We start from the raw sequence: 26,601 nt of genomic DNA, 5'->3' as shown, positions 1-26,601 counted from the left end.
CTTTCGACACGAAGATGATATGCACGAAATAGATACGATTATTCGGCAAGCAGAACCAAATGATGCTCGCGCCTTGATTGGCTTAACACAACAAGTTGGTAAAGAAACGAACTACTTAACATTCGGATCAGAAGGCGTTGGTTTAACCGTTGCGCAGGAAATGGACTTAATTCATACCTTTGCAACCTCAGAAACGAATCTGATGTTGGTCGTCGAAGTGGACGATCAAATTATTGGCATGGGAAATTTAGCTACTTTTGGTAGTCAAAAGCAAGCCCATGTAGCTGAGATTGGATTAAGTCTGATCCAAGAATATTGGGGCTACGGAATTGGTGGCCTTTTGATGGAAGACTTATTGGATTTCGGTAGACAGGTTGGCTTAAAAGTCATTACTTTAGAAGTTGTTAAAGATAATCGACGAGCGGTTAAGTTATATGAACGCTTCGGTTTCGAAATAGTTGGCACACTTAAACAACGATTAAAATACAATTGCAATTACTATGATTCATATGTAATGGAATTGCTATTATAATAAGGGCATATAGTTAAAAGCATCCTAAGTTAATAAAAGGCAATTATTCAGATTGTTACCTTTTCTTAACTTGTGGATGCTTTACTTTATTGACATCTTTCACTAGAATAGTAAAAGACTTAACAATGTGCGAGAGGGATTGACTCATGAATTATCAACAACTATCAGTTTTATATCCAACAATAAAAATCCAATACAATGATGCCTTAGCAAATTATACTTATACAAAAACAGGCGGTAAGGCCGATGTCACAGCCTTTCCTAAAACGGTTGAAGAAGTAAAGACAATCGTTGACTGGGCACGTAATCAAGAGGTGCCTTTAACTATTCTTGGTAATGCAAGTAATTTAATTGTGCGTGACGGTGGTATCCGCGGTATTGTCATGATTCTAACTGACTTAGACTCAGTAGCTGCAACGGAAGACGGAAAAATTATTGCAGATAGTGGCGCTCGTTTAATCGACGTGAGCTACCGCGCCTTAACTGAAAAATTAACTGGCCTAGAATTTGCATGCGGTATTCCAGGTAGTATCGGTGGCGCTGTTTATATGAATGCGGGTGCTTACGGTGGTGAAGTAAAAGAAGTGATTACATCAGTTGATGTGATTACACGAGACGGCGAATTTAAAACTTTAACCAATGAAGAATGTGAATTCAGTTACCGTCACAGTATTTTCCAATCAAGCACAGACATTGTGCTAACTGTTACTTTCCAATTAACTGACGGCGAACCAATTGCCATTAAAGAAGAAATGATGCATTTAACAGAATTACGCGAAGAAAAACAACCTTTAGAATACCCATCATGTGGGAGTGTCTTTAAACGCCCAGTTGGTTATTACACAGGTAAGTTAATTCAAGATGCTGGTTTACAAGGTTACCGTATCGGAGGCGCAGAAATTTCTCGCAAACATGCGGGCTTCATCGTCAACGTTGACCATGCGACAGCAACCGACTATACAGATATGATTGAATTTATTCAACAAAGAATCTGGGAACTTAATAAAGTTGAATTAGAACCAGAAGTAAGAATTATCGGTGAAAATCCAGAAATAACGGAAAATTAAATAATATGATGACAAGAAAAGGTGGACGTTGGTCTGCCTTTTTTTTATGTGTAAGAAATGTTATATTTAAGCTTAATTTACTATCGCTCTCTAAAATAGGGACGATACAATGTCCACCTTTTGACGAATAATTCGTGCTTTTCGCTCTAATTATCCCACTCGGAAGTTGAGGGGGACAATTAAAACTTTAACGTGCCCACTCAAAATCTGAGTGGAACAATTAGATTTAGCTTTAACTAAAATTGGCCAGAAATCAGTCGAATTCCCTTTAAAATGTTCAAGTAGGCATGTGGTTATACACGCAAAGGGTTAAGTTTTCGCTCTAATTATCCCACGCGAAAGTTGAGTGGGACAATTAAAACTTTAACGTGCCCACTCGAAATTTGAGTGGAACAATTAGATTTAGCTTTAACTAAAATTGGCCAGAAATCAGTCGGATTCCCTTTAAATGATCAAGTAGGCATGTGGTTATACACGCAAAAGGTTAAGTTTTCGCTCTAATTAGCCCACTCGAAAGTTGAGTGGGACAATTAAAACTTTAACGTGCCCACTCAAAATCTGAGTGGAACAATTAGATTTAGCTTTAACTAAAATTGACCAGAAATCAGTCGGATTCCCTGTGAAATGTTCAAGTAGGCATGTGGTTATACACGCAAAAGGTTAAGTTTTCGCTCTAATTATCCCACTCGAAAGTTGAGTGGGACAATTAAAACTTTAACGTGCCCACTCAAAGTCTGAGTGGGACAATTAGAATTGAGTTGAGAGAAAACCAGGCAGAGATCCAACAGCATCAAATCATGACTCTACCGATGCCACCCCTCCACCCCTAGCAAGCACAAGTTTCTCGGCACCTTTACCTGAAACGCTTTAAATTGTTTTTCGCACGAAATGGCGGTATATCAGTTGCCTTTGGAAGCGGTGTTAACTACACTTGAGTTAGACATTTCGCTTTTCGTAAATTTTAGATAAAATAGTGATTGTTTAATAGATTTAATGTGTTATAATTTTTTCTCGTAAGGTCAAAACTTACAAACAGTAAATGGTGTTAAGAGTTGTCATATGGAGCTTTAACGCAGTTTACAAATCGGTATTAAAGGAGTCAATAATGTCAACAAATCTATGCAGAGGAGAATGTGCATATGTCAAAACAGAATTATAGTGTCGTATTAAATGGGGTCCAAAAATCCTATGATGACACACAAGTGTTAAAGTCGATTGATATGGAATTAGAAAAAGGTAAATTTTATACGCTTCTTGGACCATCAGGCTGTGGTAAAACCACAATTTTAAGAATTATTGCTGGATTCACATCCGCTAGTTCGGGTGAAGTATTTATAGAGGGCAAGAAGGTTAACCAAATACCTGCCAATCAACGAAAGGTTAACACGGTCTTTCAAGATTATGCATTGTTCCCGCATATGAATGTGTATGACAACATTGCGTTTGGCTTATCGGTCAAGAAAGTCGATAAACAGACCATCAAAGAAAAAGTAACAGAAGTACTAAAATTAGTTCGTTTAACAGGCTATGAACAAAGAGACATTTCAGAAATGTCCGGAGGTCAAAAACAAAGGGTTGCGATTGCGCGCGCTTTAGTCAATGAACCTGATGTATTGCTGCTAGACGAGCCTTTATCAGCGCTTGACTTAAAATTAAGAACAGATATGCAGTATGAATTACGTGAATTGCAACAAAGATTAGGCATCACGTTTGTATTCGTGACGCATGATCAAGAAGAAGCACTCGCGATGTCAGACTGGATTTACGTTTTAAAAGAAGGCGAAATCGTCCAATCAGGCACGCCAGTTGATATTTATGATGAACCCATCAACCGTTACGTTGCTGACTTTATCGGTGAAAGTAATATCATCGAAGCAAAAATGATTGAAGACTACCGTGTAGAATTTGTAGGCCATGTGTTTGATTGTGAGGATGCAGGTATTCCCAAAGGCGAAACCGTTGAAGTCGTGATTCGTCCAGAAGATATCGCCATCACCAAACCAGAAGCCGGTCAATTACAAGCTAGAGTCGATACGATTCTTTTCCGAGGTGTCTTTAACGAAGTGATTGCTTATGATGAAGACAATAATGAGTGGATGATCCACACAACAGCCAAAGTCGAAGAAGGTGCTCAAATCGGTTTAAGTATTGAACCACATGAAATCCACGTGATGCGCTTTGGTGAATCTGAAGAAGATTTTGATGCCCGTCTTGAACAATACGAAGACTAGGGGGCGGCCAAAAAATGAATACAAAAAAGAATAATATGCTAGCACTTCCATATTACCTATGGATTGTGATGTTTGTATTTGCGCCACTTGCCTTACTGTTATATCAGTCTTTTTTTGATATACAGGGTAACTTTACTCTAGATAACTATGTGCATTTCTTTACGTCACGCAACTATTTAATTATGACCGCAAGTTCCTTCTGGTATGCGTTTCTAGTCACTTTGGTGACCTTTGTATTCGCCTACCCGATGGCTTACTTTTTAACTAAAACGAAAAATAAACGTCTATGGCTGATGTTAATTATATTGCCAACATGGATTAACCTACTATTAAAGACATACGCTTTTATTGGTTTGTTGGGACAAACGGGCCCAATTAATCAATGGTTGACTGGCATGGGCATTGGGCCAGTGCAACTTTTATTTACGGATGCCTCATTCTTATTGGTAGCGGCGTATATCGAGCTACCATTTATGATGTTGCCAATATTCAACTCGATTGATGAAATCCCTAACTCTCTGATGGAAGCATCGAAAGACTTAGGGGCTTCACAATTGGAAACTGTTCGACGCGTTGTCTTCCCATTATCTATGCGAGGTATTCGCAGTGGGGTTCAAGCCGTCTTCATTCCATCCTTATCACTCTTTATGTTAACGCGTTTAATCGGGGGTAACCGTGTGATTACACTGGGGACAGCCGTAGAACAACATTTCTTAGTAACGCAAAACTGGGGCATGGGCTCGACCATTGGCGTGATTTTAATGATCGCCATGGTAATGGTAATGTTCTTGACCCGCGACCGCAAAGATAAGGGGGCGTTAGTCAATGAATAAAACAAATTTTAAATGGTCGAACGTTTATATCGTCTTGATGTTCGTGATTCTCTACGCGCCAATCTTTTACTTAATGTTCTATTCCTTCAACGCCGGTGGCGATATGACAGGCTTCACAGGTTTCACTTGGGAACATTACCAAAGCTTATTTGAAGATACGCGCTTGATTACTTTTATCGTCAATACCTTTATAGTGGCCTTATTGTCTGCTTTATTATCGACCATCATTGGAACATTCGGAGCCATTGCGATTTACTATATGCGTCAGAAAGGGCGACGCCAAGCAATGCTTAACTTGAACAACATCTTAATGGTCACACCAGACGTTATGATGGGAGCCAGTTTCCTGATTTTATTCTCAGTACTCGTTCCAATTCAACTAGGCTTTGCGAGTGTCTTACTGGCCCATGTTGCCTTTAGTATTCCCATCGTCGTCTTGATGGTTTTACCAAGACTCTATGAAATGAATCCTACCATGATTGTAGCAGCCCAAGATTTAGGCGCCAGCCATGGTCAAATACTCAGTCGTGTCATTTTACCAAGCATTTCAACCGGAATTTTCTCAGGCTTCTTTATGGCCTTTACTTATTCCCTAGACGATTTTGCTGTTACATTCTTTGTGACAGGTAACGGCTTCAGTACCTTATCGGTCGAAGTATACTCACGTGCTAGAACCGGCGTTAGTTTAGAAATAAATGCCTTAAGTAGCTTGATGTTCTTACTCGCCTTAGTGCTAGTTAGCGGCTACTATAGCCTGCAAATGAACGAACAAAGACGAAAAGCGAAACTGCAAAAACGTAACAAGGCGGTGTTAGACGCATGAAAACACTGATCAATATGACCATTGCTATTCTAGTCGTCGTGGCAGCCCTATTCGGCATCCGCTACCAACTAGAAAGCTCACAAGGCTTAACCGACGGTAAAGTCTTAACGTTTTATAACTGGGGAGACTACATCGACCCCGACTTACTCGAGCGCTTTGAAGAAGAAACAGGCTATAGTGTAATCTATGAAACCTTCGACTCAAACGAAGCGATGTTCACTAAAGTCCAACAAGGCGGCACCCAGTACGACATCCTCGTACCAAGTGAATACATGATCGAAAGCATGATTGATGCCGACTTATTACAACCGATTGATTATAGCCAATTACCAAATTTTCAATACTTGGATCAGCGCTTCATCAATCAGCCCTTCGACCCGAATAATGAGTATTCAATACCATATTTCTGGGGCACGCTTGGCATTCTTTACAACACGAAATATATTGATGCGAGCCAAGTCGAAACATGGGATGACTTATGGAACCCGGAATTTGCCTCAAGCATTATGATCTATGACGGCGCCCGCGAAGTCTTAGGCATTGGCCTACAATCACTCGGCTACTCACTCAATGAGACCGACGATGACAAACTGCTCGAAGCAGCGGCCAAAATGAAAACACTTATGCCAAATATTATTGCCCTCGTGGCCGATGAAATCAAAATGCATGTCAACCAAGAAGAAGCACCAATTGGCATCACTTTTTCAGGAGAAGCTGCCACCGCCATGTGGGAGAACGAAGACCTCGCCTACCATGTGCCCGAAGAAGGCTCAAACCTATGGTTTGACAACCTCGTGATTCCAGCCAATTCGAAAAATCCCGAAGGTGCACATGCACTGATTAACTTTCTATTAGACCCAGAAATTGCTGGCATCAACGCAGAATACGTAGGCTACGCAACACCAAACGCCGCCGCTCTCGACCTGATGGATCCAGAAATCACCAGTGACGAAGCCTTCTACCCAAGCGACGAAGTCATCTCACATTTGGAAGTCTACCGCGACCTCGGACAAGAGAAATTGATTCAATACAACGAAATCTACCTAGAAGTCAAAATCGAACCACGCTAACACCAAAGCAAGCTGTATCCAATACGGGTACAGCTTTTTTTATTTGGGGACAATAAGCTATACAACCATCAAGTAATCACCAAAGCCCCTAACGAACCACACCATCAACCATCATCCCCCCAACTCCTGTTTCTTACTCGGTCCTTCCAAAGCAAGACAAAAACACTCTGTCATCAGCCAGAGCGTAGGCAAGCTCAAGCTAAAACAGAGTGTTGATGAGATTTTCGAATGGTTCAAAACTGCCCTATATAATAGAAGCGATTGACAAGGGGCTAAAATAAATCTCTAAGAAAACTTAGTCAAACACAACTTCATGAACGCCAACTTCTTCAGCGTCTTGAATTTCAATCAAGTTGACAACATTTTTCGTTGGATTGTGGTTTTCATCAAAGATGAATGAACCCGTAATTCCTTCAAAACTGCCAAGGTTTTCTAAAGCTTCATTAACAGCAACTGGATCCGTCGAACCTGCTTGTTCAATGGCTTGTTTAACCATGTAAACCGTATCGTAGGCTAGTGCCGCGAACATATCAGGATTGCTGCCAAATTCAGCTTGATATTTTTTAACAAATTCATCATCTTCAAGAATAGGGTAAAGTGACGCATAGTAAACATCATTCATATTCTCAGGTAGAGCCAATTCATAAATAATGTCATTACCAAAACCGTTTGAACCAATAATCGGTTGTTCAAAGCCCATCTCACGAATCTGCTTCACTAATGGACCGGCCGTTTGATAGAAAGCAAGAATTGTAATCGCATCGAATTCTTCAGCCATTAAGTTTGTCACAACCGCACTAAAGTCACTATCTGAAGGTTGAACAGTCTCAACGGTTACAATTTCACCTTCATAATTGTCTTTGAAGTTTTCATATAAACCGACACCATAGTCACTTGAGTTGTCATAAATCACAACCATTTTCTCAGCTTCTAAGTTCTCATAAGCAAATTTACCAATCCCAGCCCCTTGGAAAGAGTTTGGCCAAGACGTGCGATAAGCAAACGGATGGACATTTCCTTCGTCATCAAAGACAATATTTGTATCCGTAACAGACGGCGCGATCAAAGGAACCTCAAACTCATTCACAATCGGAATCGCCGCTTGCATCTGGCTCGTTGTAGCAGGGCCAATGATGACGGACACGTTTTCCGTAGAAGCTAGACGCGTAGCTAAGACAGCTGCTTCAGTATCATCTGATTTTGTATCAAACTCGACGACTTCAATTTGCTTGCCATCGATTCCACCAGCTTCGTTAATCTCAGCGACTGCCATTGAAATCGCCTTCGACTGTGTTTGTCCATAAGCGGCTACTGCTCCTGATAATTCATATAAAGACCCGATGCGAACCGTGTCGCCATCATCTTGAGCGGAAATCGTTGCAGGAGCAACAGCAAAGGTAGCCATAGCCGTCGATAGAATAGTAGCACCAGTCAGTACACGCGTTACGATTTTTTTAAACATAAATAATTCCTCCTAAGGTTTGATAAATCATATTGTGGTCAATAGTGTTTGAAACATCCCTCTACTTAGTATCAACTGCCGATTTACTTGACCCATCTTCCGGATAGAATGAAGCAAACAAAAAAGCAAGCCCGATGATAATCAGGCTTGCTAGTCGTAATTACTACTAGTCAGGCCCGATTTCGCGAGAAATAGGACCCGACCGAATGGCTGGAATCCTAGATGACTAATAATAATAATAAGTATTGGTTCGTAGAAGCGACAGACGCAACATGAACAGTATTAAATTTTGTTGTTTGTTTAAACATGATGGTTGCCTCCTCTAAGTTGTTGAATTCATTATATAAAAACAGAATTAGAATTGCAACCTTTTTCTCATGTGAAATTAATAAATGAAATTAAGAGAGAGTTAAAGCCTCCGAATGAAAGGTAAAGAAGTGAGTGCTTAAAAGAAGGTAAGCCTTTACAAAAATTTTACATAAAGACTTGACTTAAATTAATAATCATTTGATAAACTAAGATAAAGATTAGAGGTAAGGATGTGATCAGATGCAACTAAGTGAAAAAGAAATTGAAATCGACGCTCATGAATCAGCAGCGACCTCTTTTATTATTGAATGTTTTGAAGTGCCAGACCTATTGTCTAGCTTAATGTTTCGATTGGATGTACCTGAGCATCCGATTGATATCGTGCTTATTTACGATAGTCAGTATAACTTGCGAGCTGAGTTAACGGGAATTACCGCCAAGAAACGCTTTATCATTTCCGAAGATGAAATGCTTGCCAGCAGCGGCACGAAAGTGGGAGCAATTGCAGTCGGCGAATGGATCATGGCCCTCCAAATTGCCGGCAAACCCCATGATAAGAATTGGGCTTGCCGCTATAGCATCGAAGGTTTTATGTCGGATGACATTATTTAAATAGGAGTGTACAACGAGTCTAATTGGCTCGTTTTTTTGTTTTTTATAGGCGTGTATTAACTTTTTTATGTCCATGAAACGCTACTATACCAGTGGCAATGTAAAGAATTACTTCAGTAATTTTTGATTATTTAAAATAAATAATCAAAAAGATGGATTAATCAGGTTTAAAAAAGAGAATGTACGTTCGTATTATTAGGTGTAAGGGAAAGGAATTGATGATCATGAGCTCAAAGAATACACCTCTTACACAAGAAGATTTCGAAAAAGCCTATAAATTTCTACATGTTATGAAAAAGAAGTTACCTGGTTTAAAGCTAGATTTATTAAAAAAAGAAAATCGTTATACTGATACGATTGAATTTTCAGAAATTGAAGAGACTTATGAAGGATATGACACATCAAATGGGCGCCAATTTGATACTTATGTCTTTAATACCGTCTTGCTTGCAGCTTTGAATCATTTGACAGAAAAAGAACAAAGAACACTCGTTTTATTCTTTGGACAGAACTTAAGTTTAACTGAAATTGCTGAAAGAGATCACATCTCTCCTCAAGCAGTATCCCAAACTAAACAAAGAGCTTTAGAGAAAATGCGGCAAATAATGGAGGGAACTCACTATGGATGAAATGTTTGTAAGGGCATTAAAAGAAAATGATTACACTCAGGTTATCGCTTATTTACGTCCATTGATCTATAAGCATCTAAAGAATGTACCACAGATAAGATTAGAGGAATTTAAGCAAGAGTATTATTTAGCAATCATACAATACATGGAGAAGTTTAATAGTGTGAAGGAGGAGTGACTATCGAGGAATTTGTTAATTTGTTGGCTAATTTTGGTTTTCCAATATTCTTAGTCATCTATCTACTAAATCGATTTGAGGTATTACTCAAAGAGATGAACCAAGCGATATTACAATTAGAGAATACTATCAGTCAATACATTGAAAAGGAGATACATTAAATGTCAAGATATATTAATTTATACGCAAAAAGAGCAAATTGGGCAGTTTATAATACGGGAGGACCGTATTCTGGAGCTTACGCAGTCGGTTATTTAAATCCAAGTTTATATGGAGGATTATCTTATAAAATATCGGAATCACTAGGAAATGATTTGTATGTAATAGCTACTGAAAGTTTTGGTAGAGTCGCTATTTATGTGCCGAACGACACAGAAGGCTTGACCTGGCCTTATGCATTTTACACAGATAGTACCTATTATGGAGCTGTTTCCAATCCCACACCTAGTCAGCCTGGTAATCCTGTTCCAACGCCAGGAATTTCAGGGAATTATTTAAATCTACATCCACATATGCAATCGTGGGCTATTTATAATGTAGGAGGTCCCTATGTATCAAATTCTAAAATAGGTACACTAAGTCCAGCAACTTATGGCGGGTTATCCAATAAAATCATAGGTAATAAAGGGAATGATATCTTAATCATTCAAACAGAGTCCTTTGGACAAGTTGCTATCTATGCGCCAGTTGATGCAGATAGTTCTCGAACTAGCAATCCTACCTATCATAACTATAATAGTGTAATTGTTGATCCAGGAGATTCAAACGATTATGTGGAGTCAGGCAGTTTCTTGAATTTGCATCCTCATATGGCTTCATGGGCAGTATATAATGAGAATGGACCTTATACGTCAGCTTACTTGGTGGGGAGATTATCTCCTCAAGAATTCGGGGGGGCTATCGTACAAAGTTCTGGGTAATCCTGTGAATGATATTTATTTAATCCAGACAGAAGCTTTTGGGAAAGTGGGTATCTATGCCCCACGAGATGAGGATAGCTCTTTAACGACATCTCCACAATACCGCGATGGAGATTTCGGCAATCCGGTTCCAAGTGGTCCTGGTGGGACATCCACGTCACCAGTAGCAGGTAATTATTTAAATCTAAATCCACATATGAATTCTTGGGGTGTTTATAATCCCAATGGACCTTATGTATCGGCTCATGCGATTGGCCACTTAGCACCTGCACAGTATGGTGGCTTAAGCTACGCGGTCGTTGGAAATCCAGCGCTAGATGTCTAAATTATTCAAACTGAGTCTTTTGGAAGAGTCGCTATTTACGCACCAGCAGATGAAGATAGTTCGCTATCACATTTGCCAAAATATGAAGAAGGCTCAACATCTATTGAGTCGGACATATCTTATATTTATGATGGTATTGAATTAGATGGAGAAGGCGTTGTAGATATCAAACCAAGAAGTTACTGGGGAGCTTCGGGGACGATTTCATCTGGTATGTCAGGGACTAGAAGTCTTGCTCAACTGTCACATATTGTGGTTCACCATACAGCTGGGTACAGTAGTAATGATGTATCGTACATGAAGGCAGTTCAAGATTACCACCAAAGCTTAGGTTGGGGTGATATTGGTTATCATTTTGCGATTGGTAAGTCTGGAGTTATTATGCAAGGACGATCTGTTAATTATGTAGGTGCTCATGCCAAGCAACCGATGAATACAATTGCATTATGCGTCACCTTGTTAGGAAACTTTGAATTTACAATGCCTACATCTGCTCAAGTTAACAGCTTGGTTCGCTTATTATCTTTCTTATGTAATAAGTACAATATCTCACCATCGAATATTATCGGACACCGAGATGTACCAGGACCAGCGGGCAGTACAACCTGTCCAGGAAATCGCTTCTACAATGCGACGAATGCTTTATCAGCTATTCGAAATAAGGTTAAGAGTAGTCAGACAACCTCTTTAACAAAAAATCAGAAGGATCAGCAAGTAAAAACTTTTGTCCAGAATAAATTGAATTATAGTAAATATGATAATATCATGCCCAAAATAATTGGGTATGGAGTTGAAACATGGAGCCCCCTTATATACCTTTAAGTTTTAATGTTCGTGCACGACATGGATTATTCAATAGTTATAGTCCAGAAGTTGAGTTGTTTACAGATAATTATCGCACATCGCGAACGAAATATAGTACAGTTGCACGCCGAGAAGTTGAATCGATCTTCGATAGTTTACTGCAAGAAAATCTAGGCAAAAGCTTATCTGGTATTGAGTTTTTTGATTTATTTAGTATACTAGAACCTTTGAAGAATAGTAGCAACACCGGTCTAGGTTCATCCATTGAGTATGATATAGATTTGCCAAAACGTGAGCTAACCTTACGTTTTATCACGTCTTATTCAGTTACATTAACCGACGGTTCATCTGTTGCGAGTGCTTTAGTAACCGAAGTGGTTTTCTCAGGCATGGGACCTTTGTATGCGCCAGTAGGGTCATCAGAACCGGTGACTAGTGTGGAACCGATTAAAAGAGAAATAGAAACAAATTACACTTACCAAAACAATAGCGCTCTCTACTATGCAGCTGTGGTATTAGTGGCTGGAATAACGGTTTTTAATCCTGTTTCTGGTTTATCATTTGCTGCAGTACTTCTCTTTACAAAATAAACAAGGAAGTGATAGTCTTGACCTTGAGTTATCAAAATGATAAAAATGTGTTGAATACAATCAGAAAAGGTGTGTACAGACAAAATGTTGGAATTAATATTAAATCATGCCTTCTCTTAGTTTTCTTTTTTATAGCATGGGTATTGTATATTTTAATACATGACTTGCCCATAAACTATAACTTTGGGTGGGTGCTAAAAGCTACATTATTAACATTTATTGGTCATTTATTGTTAACATCTTTGGTTGGTGTGCCGTTATATGTTTTAAGAGTGAAACGAACTATTAAAAAGAGGAATTCACCTAATCTACATTGTGAAATATTTAATTCAGATGAGATAGAACGACAATTGTTAGGTACTACTTTTAAATTTTCATATAGGGAAATAACTAGAATAATATTTTTTAGTGATGTAATTTTAGTTCAAAGTAGATTCAAATTGTTAACAATGTATGAACGAGATTCCTTTAACAATGCCACAGAAGAAGAATGGCTAGCTTTTATGAAAGAACGCAATCCTAAGATAAAAGTGAAGTATTTAAAGAATGACTATTTTCGATTTTAATTGATGAAATTCAAGAAAGTCCTTAAATATTAAACCTGTCCAGTGATTGATATTTAAGGATTAGTTTAGTTGATGAAGTTATTGAAATCCAAATAGAACAAGAGAAAATATTAGCAATACCGGCTTAGGTTCATCCATTGAGCATGATATAGATTTGCCAAAACGTGAGTTAACCTTACGTTTCATTACGTCTTACTCAGTCCCACTAACAGATGGCTCAACCGTTGCGAGTGCTTTAGTAACCGAAGTGATTTTCTCAGGAATGGGTCCTTTGTATGCTCCGGTAGGGTCAACAGAACCGGTGACGAGTGTAGAATCGATTGAGCAAGATTTTGAGGTTGTTAAAACGGTAGCGGGTATGGTTATGTTGGCAGTTGGTGCAGGAATTCTATTAGTGTTGGGTGCATCAGCATTTGGTGCTCTTATAGCTAATGAAGCTGTTAAAGCGACCTTTTTTGGAACTGTAATACTTCTTACAGAAATAGAGTGATGGAGATGGAGCGGTGCAAGCATGATTCAATATCAATCGGAGCAGCCTACTAAGAATTGGGAACTCGGTATCAAGAGAGCATTTGTGAGTTTGAATCCTTTCGTAGTAGGTTCCTTTTTGGGGATTATGCTTATAATTTTAGGGGGAATTCTTCTGTTTGGCTTATACTATAAATTTTAAATTTTGGCAGGCTTCATAAACATGAGACAACATGTTTATGAAAGAAATTTACCGGAATCTCAGGAAGATATTTATACTAAAGAAGGTATTAGGCAGAGTATTCACGGAAAAATAATCCATTATGATTATTCTAGAATGAAAGGCATTTATTTCTCTAGTGATATAATTTTCGTTCGTAATCAGAAAGGAATTATTATGTATTATGCGAGAGGTTCCTTTATTAACGCGACAGAAGAAGAATGGGTGCAGTTTATGAAGAGCAAAAATCCTAAGATTAATGTAAGGCGATTCAAAAGTGGTTTCTTTTGGTATTAATCAATAACTTGAGACTATCTGATGTATATTGCGCTAAAATGTCACTCATTCATCGCTTTTGAATGAGTGACATTAAAAGAAAACTAATCGTCGATTAATAAAAAACTAGGTAGAAACCACATGATGTTGGTTTCTACCTAGTTTTTAGTTTTATGGATGGTAATTCAATTCTTCAAACAAGTCAATTAATTCTTGTTTAGTCAAATTCCGCCATTTACCATGAGGCAAATCGCCTAAGTGAATATTCATGATTCGAATTCTCTGTAAGTGAACAACTTTGTAACCTAGGGCAGCCGTCATCCGACGAATTTGGCGGTTCAAGCCTTGTGTCAGAATTATTTTGAAATCAAATTTAGATAATTGTGTGACTTTACAAGGTAAGGTGGTCGTATCTAAAATTTCGACTCCGGCAGACATCCTTCTTAGAAAATCACGTTTAATCGGTTTGTCGACGGACACGATATATTCTTTTTCATGTTGATGTTCAGATCGTAAAATTGGGTTAACAATATCACCATCGTTTGTCATTAAGATTAAACCTTCAGAGTCCTTGTCCAAGCGACCGATATGGAATACTCGAAGGGGATGATTCATCAGGTCGACAATATTGCCTGCGATATCTGAATCGGTCGTACTAGTAATACCGACTGGCTTATTCAATGCCATGTAAACTTTCTCAGTTTCAACATACACTGGCTGGTCATCAATTCGAACATCATCACCAGCTTGAACGACACTCCCTAAAGCTGCCAATTCACCGTTTATGGTCACTCTACCTTCATTAACTAATCGGTCAGCACCTCGTCTAGAGGCTTTTCCCGATTCTCCAATGTACTTATTAATACGCATTCTGACACGCCCTTATTCATGAAATATTTTTTTACGCTAATTAGATGATGCCTGAAAAATGTAAATTTGGCTAGTAAAGAACGATTGAAAAAGCAACTTACTGATCAATCCTCCTTACCAAAGTTTAGCTAAAGTTTGTTGATAAAGCTCGATAATTTCTGTGCGACTCATTCTATCTTGATTGTTTTTATACCAATAGACCGATTGAATGGTGATTCCCATAATGATTTGGCCTTTGTATTCACTACCCATTGCGATACCACTCGTGTTCTCTCCACCACTGACTCGCTTGTTTAACATATTCTGGCCATATTCTTGAATGTTTTCTAACTCAATGTTGATATCAGAATTCATTTGAAGTCTAAAAATCAGGAAAGATAGATTATCGAATTGATCGAGTAATTGCTCAAATACCAGGATAAAGAAATTTGTCCCGTCGTCATTTAAATTGTGAAAGGCGTGGTCAAAAATAATCCCCATTTTGTGTTTGATAAAAAAAGATAGGAAGTCATATTTATCTAGAAAATGTTTGTAGAAAGTAGGACGCCTGATTACCGCGGCATCACATATTTCTTTAACAGATATTTTCTCGAATTCTTTTTCACGCAGCAAGCCTTCAAAGGAATCGATCAGTGACTTGTATGTTTTCTGGACGCGTAAATCTAATTTATCGATAATAAACGTCACCTCTTTCATAGTAAATGAACAGTTGGTTCGTAAGTGTCAATTAAGTGACACATGCAGAATTATGTCTGCCGACCTTTTTTTCTATTCAAGTATAATATTAAGTGTAACAGATGTAAACAAAGTAACAGATGATAGTTAATTTACATATGACATTTAGAGTGAGGGAGGGAATTCAATGTCAATTATAAAAGTAGAACATGTAACAAAAGATTATGGCCAGGAACGTGGGATATTTGATGTTTCTTTTGAGATAAAACAGGGAGAGGTTTTTGGATTCTTGGGTCCAAATGGTGCGGGAAAAACAACTACCATTCGACATTTAATGGGCTTTATTAAAGCGCAAGAAGGAGCATTATCAATCAATGGGAAAGATTGTTGGAAATCAGCAGCCATCATTAAACGTGAGATTGGTTATTTACCAGGCGAATTGGCTTTTCCGAAAAGCATGACCGGGGGCCAATTCATTGAATTTATGGCAAAAGAAAGACAAATTAGCGATTTATCGCGGACGGAGGAATTGAAAAAAACGTTTGAACTGGATACATCGGAGAGGATTAAAGAAATGAGTCTAGGAACTAAAAGAAAACTCGCAGTCGTGGCTGCTTTTATGCATAATCCGCAGATTCTGATTCTAGATGAACCGACATCAGGCCTAGATCCAGTGATGCAAGAGCGATTTATCCAATTTATTTTGAATGAAAAATCTGAAGGTAAAACGATTTTATTGTCTAGCCACATATTTAGTGAGGTCGAGGCAACGTGTGATCGAATTGGCATCATTAAGGAAGGACAGCTCGTTTCAACCATTGAAGCCAATGACTTAAAACGAAATACAAACAAAGCTTTCAAAATAGAGTTCACTACTTTTCAAGATTATCAGATGTTTTTGACTCAAACGACATTTATGATTTCAATTAAAAGACCCGAACAAAATCAAATCAAATTGAACTTAACAGATGAGAAGTTGCAGCAACTTTTTACTGAATTAAGTGAGGTTGAGGTCCAATTTATTTCGGAAATAAAATTTACACTAGAAGATTATTTTATGGACTTCTATGATCGTAAGAAAACGATCGCTGATGGGGAGGAGAATTTACGTTATGGCTTACATTGAGATAAACCATCTAACGAAAAATTATGGTAAAGGACGGGGGATTTTTGACGTGTCATTAGCCATTGAAAAAGGAGAAACTTATGGTTTTGTTGGAGTCAACGGAGCTGGAAAATCGACGACCATTCGGCATATGATGGGTTTTCTGAAACCAGACGAAGGTAGTATCATCATTAATGGGTTGGATGCTACTAAGAGCAGTGCTGAAGTCAAACGCTATGTGTCCTATATCCCTGGAGAAATTAACTTCCCTGGTAATACGACTGGCGAAGCTTTTCTAAAAGAACAAATCTATTTATCTGGTAAAGGTAGCTGGCAACGTGCAAAAGAACTGAGTGAGCTCTTTCAATTGGATGTGAGGGCTAAAGTTCGTTCGATGAGTAAAGGAATGAAACAGAAAACAGCCATTGTATCAGCGTTTGCCTCTGATGCAGCCATTCTGATCATGGATGAGCCGACAACGGGCCTAGACCCTTTGATGCGAGAAGTTTTTCTTGACCTATTAAAAGAAGAAAAAGAGCAAGGGAAGACAATTTTTATGTCGAGTCATATTTTTCAGGAAGTTGAAGAAGTTTGCGAACGAGTAGCCGTCATTCGTGAGGGCCAAATAATTGAAGTCATTGATATGGCAACGATTCGTTATAACAAAAATAAAACTTATCGACTAGAATTTTACAACCGGCCAGATTTTGACCGCTTTTTAAACTTAAATTATCAATTTGATCAGATAAAGCTAGATGATTTACAAGTTTTTGTGCAAATTCATGATGCGGACATTAACCGCCTCATCCGAGATCTCAAACAATTTTCTTTGGTCTATTTTAAAGAAATTAAAGTGTCATTTGAAGACTACATCACTGAAGCATTCAAGGGGGAAATATAAGTGTTTTCTAAACCATTATTCAAACAAAATATTCAAGTTAATTGGAAGTTGTCACTGATCATTACAATCGTAGCTTCGGTCATCCTAGCGGGTTTTATCGTTAATTATGACGCAGCCGGTTACGGATCAATTGCGGCGGCAGCGGAAGGAACCGCTTTTTCTAATATTCTGTCTTCCATGACCAGCCTTTTAGGGAGCTTAGAAAACTTTTATAAATTGATAGCCGTTATTCTTGGGATTGTTTATGTCGTATTTACGGCTAATAATCTTGTCGTAAATGAGGTGGACTCTGGTTCGATGGCCTATACTCTGTCAACGCCGATTAAACGTTCAAGCGTGATTTTCACTAAATCCCTCTATCTAATTTTATCAGTCATTTTAATGTACAGTGTAATCGGTTTAGTAGGTTTGGCGGCTTCACAAATAACTTACCGGAATGTTACGGGCTATCCGATAACTGATGATATTCGGGCTGCCTCAAACGCTTTAAATCTTGATGAACGGTATATTTCAGAACGTTTATATTTGATTCAAGAAGATAAGCAAGCGATGCGAGAAGCAGCTGTTGCACGCGACATGGACACAGAGGCTTATAGCATTTATTTAGAAAGCATCATTAGAGACCGTTCATATGAAGCGACAGCGACCATTATTACTGATGAACGGTTTGATTTTTATGAAGACACAAACGGCATAGAAGGTGATGAAATAGAAATTACTGTAGAAGAATTAGTCGCTAATCCAGCTATGATTTTATCAAGCAATGAGGCGTTGAATGTCGGCGCGAAGATACATGGGATTTCCGTAAATGATTATCACCAATTTATTAGCGAGGAAATTATAGCCTTAGACGAAAATCTGGCACCTGAACTCGCGCGAACAGAAACAGTAATGAATCGGGCAGCTGCAGAAACTAGTCAGGATAGCGAAGCACAAGAACAGATGCAGGATAAAAGGCAACTGCCAGTTATCGTAACGGAAGACAATGCCAAACTCTTATTGCAAATGGTCATTGATTCTTCAGCAGACGCATTAAAGATTAATGCTGAGCAAGTCAGTGAGAATATGACTTTAATGAAGGATCCGATTGCTTTAGAAGCTGCCACTGACGCAACTGGCTTATCTGAAGCACAAGTTATTAACATGGCGAATCACGGGATGGTATCTTCTGCACGTTCAGTCGATATTGCGCTAGAGTTCGATTTAGAAGTCTACTTATGGTTGATGCTAGGACTGTTGCTAACAATCCTAGCAATGAGTTCTATCTCATTCCTCGCGTCCACCTTTTTCAACCGAACGGGCTTTGCCTTAGCAGTCGGTGGTGGGGTACCATTTGCTTTCTTCTTAATTACTATGGTTCAGCAGTTAATGGATAGCCCAGGTGCGCTCAAGTATCTGACACTAACAAGTTTATTTGATACAGAGACGATTCTATCGGGTGGAGACTTTGGCTGGGGTTTAATTGCTTTAGGCGCAATTGCATTAATTCTCTATATAGCGTCAAATATTATTTTTGTTAAGAAAGATTTACCCCTGTAATTATCTAGGAGTTTAGTTACTAATAGAGGGTTGGGTGTTTTTTGTGGGAAGTGAGCCACTAAAACTTGGCTGAGCGATTAGGTGAGCCACTAACTCAAAGACATCGCTAAAAAAAACGGACGCACCTTCCAGCCAATGCGTATCCAGACAGCCTATCCATAGTGACTAGGAGCTGTCCCGATTAAATCCCACTCAACACTCAATCAAGGCCCGTAAACTTCAAAACCTGCCTCCTTTCATGCTATACTAGCCCTAAACAAGGAGGGATAACGTGACTGAACATTATGTATTATCAGATGGATTTCAAATTCCAAAAGTTGGGCTGGGGACTTATCAATTAAAAGGAGTCGATGGCTCAAGGCGAATTGAACAAGCACTGAATGTAGGCTACCGTTTGCTGGATTCAGCCTTTAACTACGAGAATGAAGGGACGGTCGGACGGGCAATTCGCAACAGTGGTGTTCCCCGTGATCAAATCACCTTCACGTCAAAATTAGCAGGGCGCCATCATGATTATCAACTAGCCTTTGAAGCGATTGAAGAATCGGTGATGCGATCTGGCTTGGATTACATTGATTTATATTTGATTCATTGGCCGAACCCAAAGGAGAACAAATATGTGGAAGCTTGGCGAGCCTTAATTGATGCGCAAAGAGCCGGTTTAGTTCGTTCGATTGGAGTATGTAATTTTCTTCCGGAACATATTCAACGTTTGGAAGACGAAACAGGAATTCTGCCGGTCATTAATCAAGTTGAACTGCATCCTTACTTTAATCAGGCAAACCAACTCGAATTTGACCAAGAAAATAAAATCATCACTCAGGCTTGGAGTCCTTTAGGACGCCAGAACGCTTCATTAAATGAAGCAATTATAACTGAAATTTCCAAGCGGCACAATCGTAGTAATGCACAAATTGTCCTAAGATGGTTACTGCAACTAGGTGCCTTACCGATTCCTAAATCAGGACACATCCTTCGCCAAATAGAAAATTTATCACTCTTCGATTTTAACTTGTCGACAGAAGAAGTCGCGTTGATGAGTACGTTAACCCGTGAAGATGGTCGTAATAAAGACCAGAATCCGGCCGTATATCAGGAGTTTTAAGGACTTTAGATGGAAAATTGTCTGTCAATCAGTTACAATGAAATAGTTGTCAATGACCACAACACTACAACACCACAAAATTAAATAACCTTGTTAGGTGAGGCTACTGAACTAGAGATATGCTGCTGCCCAGAAACATCCAAAGATGCCAATGGGTCAACAGGAATTTCCGAATTAAGGAAATTTTTAACGCAGCTGGGAAATCCCTATGCTGTTCAGAGCTAAAACTCGACGAAGAGGTGCAGCGTTTTTTAACGATTATAGTAAATTAATCTATATCAATCAGCATACTCTTTGGGGTGTGCTTTTTTTTGTGTTTAGAAAACTTCCAGGAGGTGAGGAGCATGGACCCAAGTCCCGATTTTCAGAGGTGCAAATTTAGAAATATTACAATAAATAATCAAGAAGCAGGGTGCCCGAGCACTCTATTTTGGAAGGAATGAAACGAATGATGAATTACGAAAAAATTTTTAAAGCAGCTAAGCAAAACGACCGTGAGGGCTTCCGAGCATTATTCTTCGGACTCCACGTGAAAGACCAAATGGATTTATTTCATACCCTATATCCTCAGAATAAACGTAAAATTGAAGACTTTTTAATGCCGGACGAGTTCGCTAAATTATTTGAATGGATGACGCCGAGCGAACAACAAGAGCTACATGAGATTTTCTCAATAGACTATATTGGTCAACTCGTGTCATATATGGAAGTTGATAATGCTGTAAAATTTTTAACCTACTTACCTGATCAAGAAGCCACACAATTGCTCGACTTACTTCCAACAGACAAGCGACACTCAATTGAAGAACTACTGGCTTTTGAACCTGAAACTGCCGGTTCAATCATGAATAAAAGTTACCTGGTTGGGCGTGTCGAAGAAACAATCAAGAATGTCACTGACCGCGTTCGCCGCTTAGTCGAAGAAATTGAAACGGTCTACTATATTTACGTGGTGGATAACTCTGGAAAATTAACGGGAGTTGTTTCCTTACGTGATTTAATTTTGCACGCCGAAGAAACCGTTTTGGGTGAAATAATGAGAACACGACTTGTATCAGTCCGTGCGACCGAAGACCAAGAAATCGCAGCCCTACTCTTACAGGAGTATGATTTAGTTGCGCTACCGGTGACGGATGCTAGCGAGCAAATTCTTGGGATTATTACGGTTGATGATGTAATGGACATTCTTGTCGAAGAAACGACTGAAGATTTTAAAGAATTTTCGGCCATCAGTAAATCGAAGAAACAAGCGACTAACGAAGAATCAACCTGGAGTATCGCTCGTGAACGGCTGCCTTGGATCATTATTCTGATTTTTCTAGGGATGATTAGTGCCGGATTAATTAATTCATTTGAGGAAACATTGAATGAGGTCGTCTTACTGGCAGCCTTTATTCCGATTATTATGGACTCGGCCGGTAACGTGGGAACCCAATCTTTAGCGGTAGCCGTTCGGAAAATTACGATTGGTGAGAACCGTAAAGGGAATCACTTAGGCAAAGTCGTTTGGCAAGAATTTCTAGTCGGAGCTATCTTAGGTTTGGCAGCAGGGGTGACTTTAGGACTAGTTGTCGCAATTTTCTATGGCAACAGCTTATTGGGCTTAATCATCGGTATTTCACTCTGGATCACATTGTCCGTATCAACTGTGGTTGGCGCAGTGATTCCAATTTTAATCAATAAATTGAACATTGATCCAGCGGTCGCTTCTGGACCGTTCATCACGACCATTAATGACACGTTTGGCTTATTGATTTACTTTTCGATTGCCACCCAATTGTTGCATTTATTATAAATCGTTGACTCCCTTACTTCAGTGAAAGGGAGTTTTTCATCAGCCAAAATATGAAAGAAAAGCCTGTCTGCTTTAACTAACAATAGCTGATTGATACCCACAATTATAGTCAAGGTAGTGAAGACCTCATGATTAGTTTTCAAGGCTCTTTAAGACCTTGGAACAATTTGTTATAATAATGATTAGAATGTTTTAGGAAATGAGGAAGTTATGTTCGCGATATTTAGAAAGTTAGGATGGTTTTTCAAAATGCGTTGGAAAACCTACAGTTTAGCCATTGGTGGCTTAATCGCTTGTGCGATTTTATCCGCAATGATTCCGTTAATTATTGGGCGTTTAGTCGACCAAATGGCACAGGGAACCATTTCGTGGGATGGCTTGATTCAACAAACAGGCTTTTTGTTGGCGATTGGCGTGTCGATGTACGGCCTGCGTTATATGTGGCGTAGTAATTTATTTGGCAACTCTACTTTACTAGAAGCGATTATGCGTAATCGTTTGTTTAGTCACTTTACGAAAATGGACCAAAAATTCTACAATGATTATCGTACGGGGGATTTGATGGCACACGCGACCAATGACTTAGCGGCGTTACGCTTTGTGGCTGGTGGAGGCATTATGACCTTGGTGGATTCATTGTTTATTACTTTGTTCACTTTGCTTTCGATGTTTTTCTTAATCGATTGGCAGTTAACCTTAGTGACAATTCTACCTTTTCCCTTGTTAATTTTTGTAGCACGTTATTTAGGCCAATTAATTAACAAGCATTTTCATGGATCTTTACAGTCTTTCTCAAAAATGAACGATCACGTCCAAGAAAGCGTCTCGGGCATGAAAGTCATTAAAGCTTTTGGTGAAGAAGAGGAAGATTACCAAGATTTCGTAAAAGAAACAGAGAATGTCGTTGAAAAGAATCGAAAAGTTTACCTGATTGATTCAGCTTACACGCCAGTAATTGATGTGATTACGGGCTTAACGTATGTTTTGACGATTGCTTTTGGGACGTATTTTGTCCAGAATGGTCGAATTTCGATTGGTCAATTAATTGCTTATTTCAGTTATCTTGGGAATATGACTTGGCCTTTATTGGCAGTTGGACGTTTGGTCAATACAATGGAACGAGGGAATGTCAGTTACGACCGTGTCACCGATTTGTTATCGGTGAATGCAAAGGTTGAAAACGCGTCCGATGCAGTCAGTGGTTTAGCTTATCATGATCTAGCGGTTAATATTGAAAGTTTTAGCTACCCGGATTCTGACGCAGTGATTTTAGAACATGTCGACTTTAAGTTAACAGCCAATCAAACATTAGGGATTGTGGGTCGAACTGGATCGGGTAAGAGTTCGCTGTTTTCCTTGTTAGTGCGTAACTTTGATATCGAAGATGGCCAGATTTTAATTGATGGTCAGCCAATTGCGCAAATTGACTTAACGGAATTAAATGACCGTGTGGGTTATATCTCTCAGAATAATTTACTGTTTTCAACGACAGTCCGCGATAATATTCGTTTCGGACGTCCAGATATGACACAAGCAGAGGTTGAGCGTTTTGCGAAGTTGGCGGATGTGCATGAAGATATTCTCGACTTTGCGCAAGGCTATGATACCTTAGTCGGGGAACGTGGCGTCAGTTTATCGGGTGGGCAAAAACAACGGATTGCGATTGCTCGAACCTTGGCAATGGAGCCGCAAATTTTAATTATGGATGATGCCTTATCGGCAGTCGATGCGAAAACCGAACAAAGAATCTTGGCGAATTTAAAAGCATTTAGAACACAAGGGATTACGATTATTGCGACACACCGTATCAGTTCAATTATGCATGCGGATGAAATCTTAGTCTTGGACAAAGGTCGTGTAAGCGAACGTGGCGATCATGCGGCGCTTCTTGATCAGGCAGGTTGGTATGATAATATGTTTACTCAACAACAATTAGAGGAGAAATTATCAGAAAGTGGTGAAGCGAATGAGTAAAGAGAAACAAAGACAGACAAGCTTCTCACTAAAAGAACAAACGACGATTCTCGGTTATTTATTCTCTTTTGCCAAAAGTGAAGGACTCTGGTTTGCGGGATCGATTGTCGCAATGATTGTCGCGTCAAGTTTGTCCGCTTTCTTACCGATTATTATTCAGCGTTATATTGACCAATACTTGAGTAGCCGTTCAGCTACGCTTCAAATCACCTTATGGGTGTCAGGAACCTATTTCGGCCTCTTGATGTTAAGAATGGTCATTGTTTATGTCAAAGACTACACCTTTAAGATGGCATCCGAAAGAACCGTGGCGAATATGCGAAATAATATTTACCATAAATTAGGTCGTTTGAGTTTAGATTACTTTAATGTGACGCCAAACGGTGAAGTGGTGTCGCGTGTGACGAATGATACGGAGACTATTAAAGAATTCTGGAATGTCTTTTTAACCTTCTTCGATGGATTTATTAATGCGGCAACGATTGGAGTGGCGATGTTTTCGCTTAATGCAGCGATGTCTTGGGTGTTTATGGCTTTTATTCCGATAGTCCTAGGCTTAATCTATATTTATCAGAAAATTAGTACCGTCGTTTATCGTCGTATGCGTCAAGCGCTTGGGCAAGTCAACGCTCGCTTGAGTGAATCGACGATGGGCATGTGGTTAATTCAGCAATTTAATCAAACAGAGCGTATGAAAGCTGAGTTTGATAAGATTAATCAAGAGTACTTAATTGCTCGGACGAATATGTTTAAAATGAATGCACTGTTATTGATGCCCGCGATTAATTTAATTGAACAAATCGTCTTAGTGATTGTAATCTGGATTTTTGCAGGACAATTACTGGGTGGAACAGTGGTGGATGTCGGGATTATTTATGCTTTTACCTCTTATACGAAGTCATTCTTTCGTCCAATTGGTAGTATGCTAGATAGTTTAAGTGTCTACCAAGATGGCTTAGTCGCTGCTTCACGTGGTATTGCACTCTTAGCAAGTGATCAGACTGAACCTCAACAAGCGACGGAAATGATTGATAAAGCGATCGAGGGACGCATAACCATTCAAGATTTAACTTTTTCTTATGATGGGGCGTTTGATGTCTTACGTGAGATTGAGTTGAATGCTGAACCGGGTGAGATGATTGCGATTGTGGGTCATACAGGTTCTGGTAAGAGCACCATCATTAATTTATTGATGCGTTTTTATGAATTCCAGCGTGGTCAAGTGATGATTGATGGACAGAGTATTCGTCAGATGAATAAGAAGAGTTTACGTTCGCAAATTGGTCTAGTTCAACAAGATGCCTTTATGTTCTATGGCAACTTCTATGACAATATCCGCTTGCATGGGGATTATACTGACGAAGAAGTCATTGAAGCAGCTAAATTTACCGGTGCTGATGAATTCATTAGTGAGCTAGAAGCGGGGTATGAGTCGCCAATCACCGAAGGCGGTGCGTCCTTGTCAGCTGGCCAAAAGCAGTTGATTAATATTGCCCGTACGATATTACGCCAGCCACGTATTCTTATTTTAGATGAGGCGACTGCCAATATCGATACAGAAACGGAACAGTACATTCAAAGCAGTCTAGAAAAAATACGACAACAAGCCACCCTAGTGGTGATTGCTCACCGTCTGTCGACCATTAAGAATGCCGACAAGATTTACGTCCTGCATAAAGGACGCGTGATTGAACAAGGCAAACACGATGAGTTGATTGACTTGGAAGGTACGTATTATGACATGTACCGTCTACAATCACTGCAAGGGCTGACATAAGTTAGCATATTAAGAAGAATAAATAAGACCGCATCAAGCTGATTAACAAGCTTGGTGCGGTCTTTGTTGTTGATTGGTGAAAGATTTTTAAATTTGATGATAATCAAATGCAGTGTAATTGTTATTATATCTGAAAGTTCTCAAGTAACTTTGGATTGTGTCTTTAGTAGCAATTCATCAAATTCTGTCAGAAGAATGTTCGCAACTTCTATAGCACCGAAATGGCTCATTAAGCGGATGGCTTCTTGACAGAGTTCCTTACTTCATCGAGCGCCCCTGTTTTAATTTTATAGATGCCCTTCAGGAAGTTTAAACGATTCTTATCGTAAAAGTAACGTTTATTGACTAATACACGGTCCACTTCTTTAATTAATGGACTAACAGGAGCCAAGTGGTTAGCTTCTAGAAAATAGTCAATCACATTCATCATAACAAGCGCAAAAGTTGAGGGATTTAAGAGTAAATTTTCATATTTATGAGCTTTTTGAGAGGCCGTTCTAGTCAGTTTCTCAACTTGAGCAAGACTCATAAAGAAAATACTATGACCAAAGAGGCAGACTTCATAGTAATGCCATTCTTCACAATTAAGTAAATAGTGATAAATTGAATTGGCGTCTGTTTGATTAAAAGGCAAATTAGTTGATTGGTTTAGACATTGTTTTAAAATAATGACATTATGTTGAAAGCGAGGCAGTTTAAAATTCCTATATAGTTTATTTTGAGAATCAATTAATTCATTAAGTTTTACAACATTGCGAGAGCGATAAGCTTTCCCATAGTGAGAGAGAAAATGTTGTTGAGTGTGCTCGGTAAGTTCATCTGAATGAATTTTAAACTCAGTTATCTGAACATTTATCTTATCGAGAAGTGAAAAAAGTTCCCAACAGAAATACTACTATGACCTCGTTCAAACTCTGAAAGAAACTGTGAGGAGATTATCCCGTC

General features: G+C 39.0%; 28 protein-coding genes and 1 riboswitch. Of the genes, 24 read left to right on the top strand and 4 right to left on the bottom strand.

Annotation, left to right across the window (positions count from 1 at the left end; genetic code table 11):
* The first annotated feature begins 19 nt into the window (after positions 1-19).
* From ACTQ45_RS06785 to ACTQ45_RS06760, 6 genes are all read left to right on the top strand, one after another.
* Entirely contained in the window at positions 20-532 is a 513-nt protein-coding gene (locus ACTQ45_RS06785) for a GNAT family N-acetyltransferase (RefSeq protein ID WP_441763309.1), read from the top strand.
* A 146-nt stretch (positions 533-678) separates the two neighbouring features.
* On the top strand, positions 679-1,599 hold the full coding sequence (gene murB / locus ACTQ45_RS06780; protein ID WP_441763308.1) for a UDP-N-acetylmuramate dehydrogenase: 921 nt from the start codon (positions 679-681) through the stop codon (positions 1,597-1,599).
* Between the two features lie 1,139 nt (positions 1,600-2,738).
* The gene (locus tag ACTQ45_RS06775) at positions 2,739-3,830 is read left to right on the top strand and encodes an ABC transporter ATP-binding protein (RefSeq protein ID WP_441753350.1); all 1,092 of its coding nucleotides are present in this window, start codon (positions 2,739-2,741) and stop codon (positions 3,828-3,830) included.
* A 14-nt stretch (positions 3,831-3,844) separates the two neighbouring features.
* Positions 3,845-4,663: an ABC transporter permease gene (locus tag ACTQ45_RS06770; protein WP_441753348.1), complete on the top strand. Its 819-nt coding sequence runs from the start codon at positions 3,845-3,847 to the stop codon at positions 4,661-4,663.
* Positions 4,656-5,486 carry an ABC transporter permease gene (locus ACTQ45_RS06765; protein WP_441753347.1) on the top strand — a complete coding sequence of 277 codons (831 nt, stop codon included), beginning with the start codon at positions 4,656-4,658 and terminating at the stop codon, positions 5,484-5,486. Before ACTQ45_RS06770 ends, ACTQ45_RS06765 begins: the two co-directional genes overlap by 8 nt.
* Positions 5,483-6,556, top strand: coding sequence for an ABC transporter substrate-binding protein (locus ACTQ45_RS06760; protein ID WP_441753345.1), 1,074 nt, complete (start codon positions 5,483-5,485; stop codon positions 6,554-6,556). Before ACTQ45_RS06765 ends, ACTQ45_RS06760 begins: the two co-directional genes overlap by 4 nt.
* 295 nt (positions 6,557-6,851) lie before the next feature.
* On the opposite strand, the gene ACTQ45_RS06755 is transcribed toward ACTQ45_RS06760, so the two are convergent.
* Positions 6,852-8,018 (bottom strand): ABC transporter substrate-binding protein, encoded by a 1,167-nt coding sequence (locus ACTQ45_RS06755; protein ID WP_441753343.1) that lies wholly within the window; start codon positions 8,016-8,018, stop codon positions 6,852-6,854.
* A 549-nt stretch (positions 8,019-8,567) separates the two neighbouring features.
* On the opposite strand from ACTQ45_RS06755, the gene ACTQ45_RS06750 reads away from it, so the two are divergent.
* From ACTQ45_RS06750 to ACTQ45_RS06700, 11 genes are all read left to right on the top strand, one after another.
* A complete protein-coding gene (locus tag ACTQ45_RS06750; protein WP_441763307.1) occupies positions 8,568-8,939 on the top strand; it encodes a hypothetical protein in 372 nt (123 codons plus the stop codon).
* A gap of 224 nt (positions 8,940-9,163) precedes the next feature.
* Entirely contained in the window at positions 9,164-9,568 is a 405-nt protein-coding gene (locus tag ACTQ45_RS06745) for a sigma-70 family RNA polymerase sigma factor (protein ID WP_441763306.1), read from the top strand.
* Positions 9,561-9,746: a hypothetical protein gene (locus tag ACTQ45_RS06740; protein WP_441753339.1), complete on the top strand. Its 186-nt coding sequence runs from the start codon at positions 9,561-9,563 to the stop codon at positions 9,744-9,746. Before ACTQ45_RS06745 ends, ACTQ45_RS06740 begins: the two co-directional genes overlap by 8 nt.
* The gene (locus tag ACTQ45_RS06735; RefSeq protein WP_441753338.1) at positions 9,743-9,907 is read left to right on the top strand and encodes a YvrJ family protein; all 165 of its coding nucleotides are present in this window, start codon (positions 9,743-9,745) and stop codon (positions 9,905-9,907) included. Before ACTQ45_RS06740 ends, ACTQ45_RS06735 begins: the two co-directional genes overlap by 4 nt.
* Positions 9,908-10,666 (top strand): hypothetical protein, encoded by a 759-nt coding sequence (locus ACTQ45_RS06730; RefSeq protein ID WP_441763305.1) that lies wholly within the window; start codon positions 9,908-9,910, stop codon positions 10,664-10,666.
* A 4-nt stretch (positions 10,667-10,670) separates the two neighbouring features.
* Entirely contained in the window at positions 10,671-10,991 is a 321-nt protein-coding gene (locus ACTQ45_RS06725) for a hypothetical protein (RefSeq protein WP_441763304.1), read from the top strand.
* 72 nt (positions 10,992-11,063) lie between these two features.
* Entirely contained in the window at positions 11,064-11,813 is a 750-nt protein-coding gene (locus ACTQ45_RS06720; protein WP_441763303.1) for a peptidoglycan recognition protein family protein, read from the top strand.
* Positions 11,789-12,385: a hypothetical protein gene (locus ACTQ45_RS06715; protein ID WP_441763302.1), complete on the top strand. Its 597-nt coding sequence runs from the start codon at positions 11,789-11,791 to the stop codon at positions 12,383-12,385. Before ACTQ45_RS06720 ends, ACTQ45_RS06715 begins: the two co-directional genes overlap by 25 nt.
* A 23-nt stretch (positions 12,386-12,408) precedes the next feature.
* Positions 12,409-12,951: a hypothetical protein gene (locus ACTQ45_RS06710; protein WP_441763301.1), complete on the top strand. Its 543-nt coding sequence runs from the start codon at positions 12,409-12,411 to the stop codon at positions 12,949-12,951.
* Positions 12,952-13,105: 154 nt separating this feature from the next.
* Positions 13,106-13,441, top strand: a complete 336-nt coding sequence (locus ACTQ45_RS06705; protein ID WP_441763300.1) for a hypothetical protein — start codon at positions 13,106-13,108, stop codon at positions 13,439-13,441.
* Positions 13,442-13,642: 201 nt separating this feature from the next.
* Complete coding sequence (locus tag ACTQ45_RS06700) at positions 13,643-13,936, top strand: hypothetical protein (RefSeq protein WP_441763299.1); 294 nt, start codon at positions 13,643-13,645, stop codon at positions 13,934-13,936.
* A gap of 150 nt (positions 13,937-14,086) precedes the next feature.
* On the opposite strand, the gene ACTQ45_RS06695 is transcribed toward ACTQ45_RS06700, so the two are convergent.
* Complete coding sequence (locus tag ACTQ45_RS06695; RefSeq protein WP_441753329.1) at positions 14,087-14,785, bottom strand: pseudouridine synthase; 699 nt, start codon at positions 14,783-14,785, stop codon at positions 14,087-14,089.
* A gap of 114 nt (positions 14,786-14,899) precedes the next feature.
* Entirely contained in the window at positions 14,900-15,481 is a 582-nt protein-coding gene (locus ACTQ45_RS06690) for a TetR/AcrR family transcriptional regulator (RefSeq protein ID WP_441753328.1), read from the bottom strand.
* Between the two features lie 166 nt (positions 15,482-15,647).
* On the opposite strand from ACTQ45_RS06690, the gene ACTQ45_RS06685 reads away from it, so the two are divergent.
* From ACTQ45_RS06685 to ACTQ45_RS06655, 7 genes are all read left to right on the top strand, one after another.
* Positions 15,648-16,586 carry an ABC transporter ATP-binding protein gene (locus ACTQ45_RS06685; RefSeq protein ID WP_441753326.1) on the top strand — a complete coding sequence of 313 codons (939 nt, stop codon included), beginning with the start codon at positions 15,648-15,650 and terminating at the stop codon, positions 16,584-16,586.
* Positions 16,573-17,466 carry an ABC transporter ATP-binding protein gene (locus ACTQ45_RS06680; RefSeq protein ID WP_441763298.1) on the top strand — a complete coding sequence of 298 codons (894 nt, stop codon included), beginning with the start codon at positions 16,573-16,575 and terminating at the stop codon, positions 17,464-17,466. Before ACTQ45_RS06685 ends, ACTQ45_RS06680 begins: the two co-directional genes overlap by 14 nt.
* The gene (locus ACTQ45_RS06675) at positions 17,467-19,005 is read left to right on the top strand and encodes an ABC transporter permease subunit (protein ID WP_441763297.1); all 1,539 of its coding nucleotides are present in this window, start codon (positions 17,467-17,469) and stop codon (positions 19,003-19,005) included.
* A 271-nt stretch (positions 19,006-19,276) separates the two neighbouring features.
* On the top strand, positions 19,277-20,110 hold the full coding sequence (locus tag ACTQ45_RS06670) for an aldo/keto reductase (RefSeq protein WP_441763296.1): 834 nt from the start codon (positions 19,277-19,279) through the stop codon (positions 20,108-20,110).
* 82 nt (positions 20,111-20,192) lie between these two features.
* Positions 20,193-20,356, top strand: a riboswitch (M-box (ykoK) riboswitch).
* A gap of 202 nt (positions 20,357-20,558) precedes the next feature.
* Positions 20,559-21,905: a magnesium transporter gene (gene mgtE, locus ACTQ45_RS06665; RefSeq protein WP_441763295.1), complete on the top strand. Its 1,347-nt coding sequence runs from the start codon at positions 20,559-20,561 to the stop codon at positions 21,903-21,905.
* Between the two features lie 210 nt (positions 21,906-22,115).
* On the top strand, positions 22,116-23,879 hold the full coding sequence (locus ACTQ45_RS06660) for an ABC transporter ATP-binding protein (RefSeq protein ID WP_441763294.1): 1,764 nt from the start codon (positions 22,116-22,118) through the stop codon (positions 23,877-23,879).
* On the top strand, positions 23,872-25,656 hold the full coding sequence (locus tag ACTQ45_RS06655) for an ABC transporter ATP-binding protein (RefSeq protein WP_441763293.1): 1,785 nt from the start codon (positions 23,872-23,874) through the stop codon (positions 25,654-25,656). Before ACTQ45_RS06660 ends, ACTQ45_RS06655 begins: the two co-directional genes overlap by 8 nt.
* Positions 25,657-25,885: 229 nt before the next feature.
* Here ACTQ45_RS06655 and ACTQ45_RS06650 read toward each other — a convergent pair whose 3' ends face one another.
* Positions 25,886-26,485, bottom strand: coding sequence for an Rgg family transcriptional regulator (locus ACTQ45_RS06650; RefSeq protein WP_441763337.1), 600 nt, complete (start codon positions 26,483-26,485; stop codon positions 25,886-25,888).
* Positions 26,486-26,601: the final 116 nt, after the last annotated feature.

The sequence above is a fragment of the Fundicoccus sp. Sow4_D5 genome (assembly GCF_052116365.1).
GTDB lineage: Bacteria > Bacillota > Bacilli > Lactobacillales > Aerococcaceae > Fundicoccus.
The sequence above is the reverse complement of the archived record's forward strand: the minus strand, read 5'-3'. Positions and strand labels throughout refer to the sequence as shown.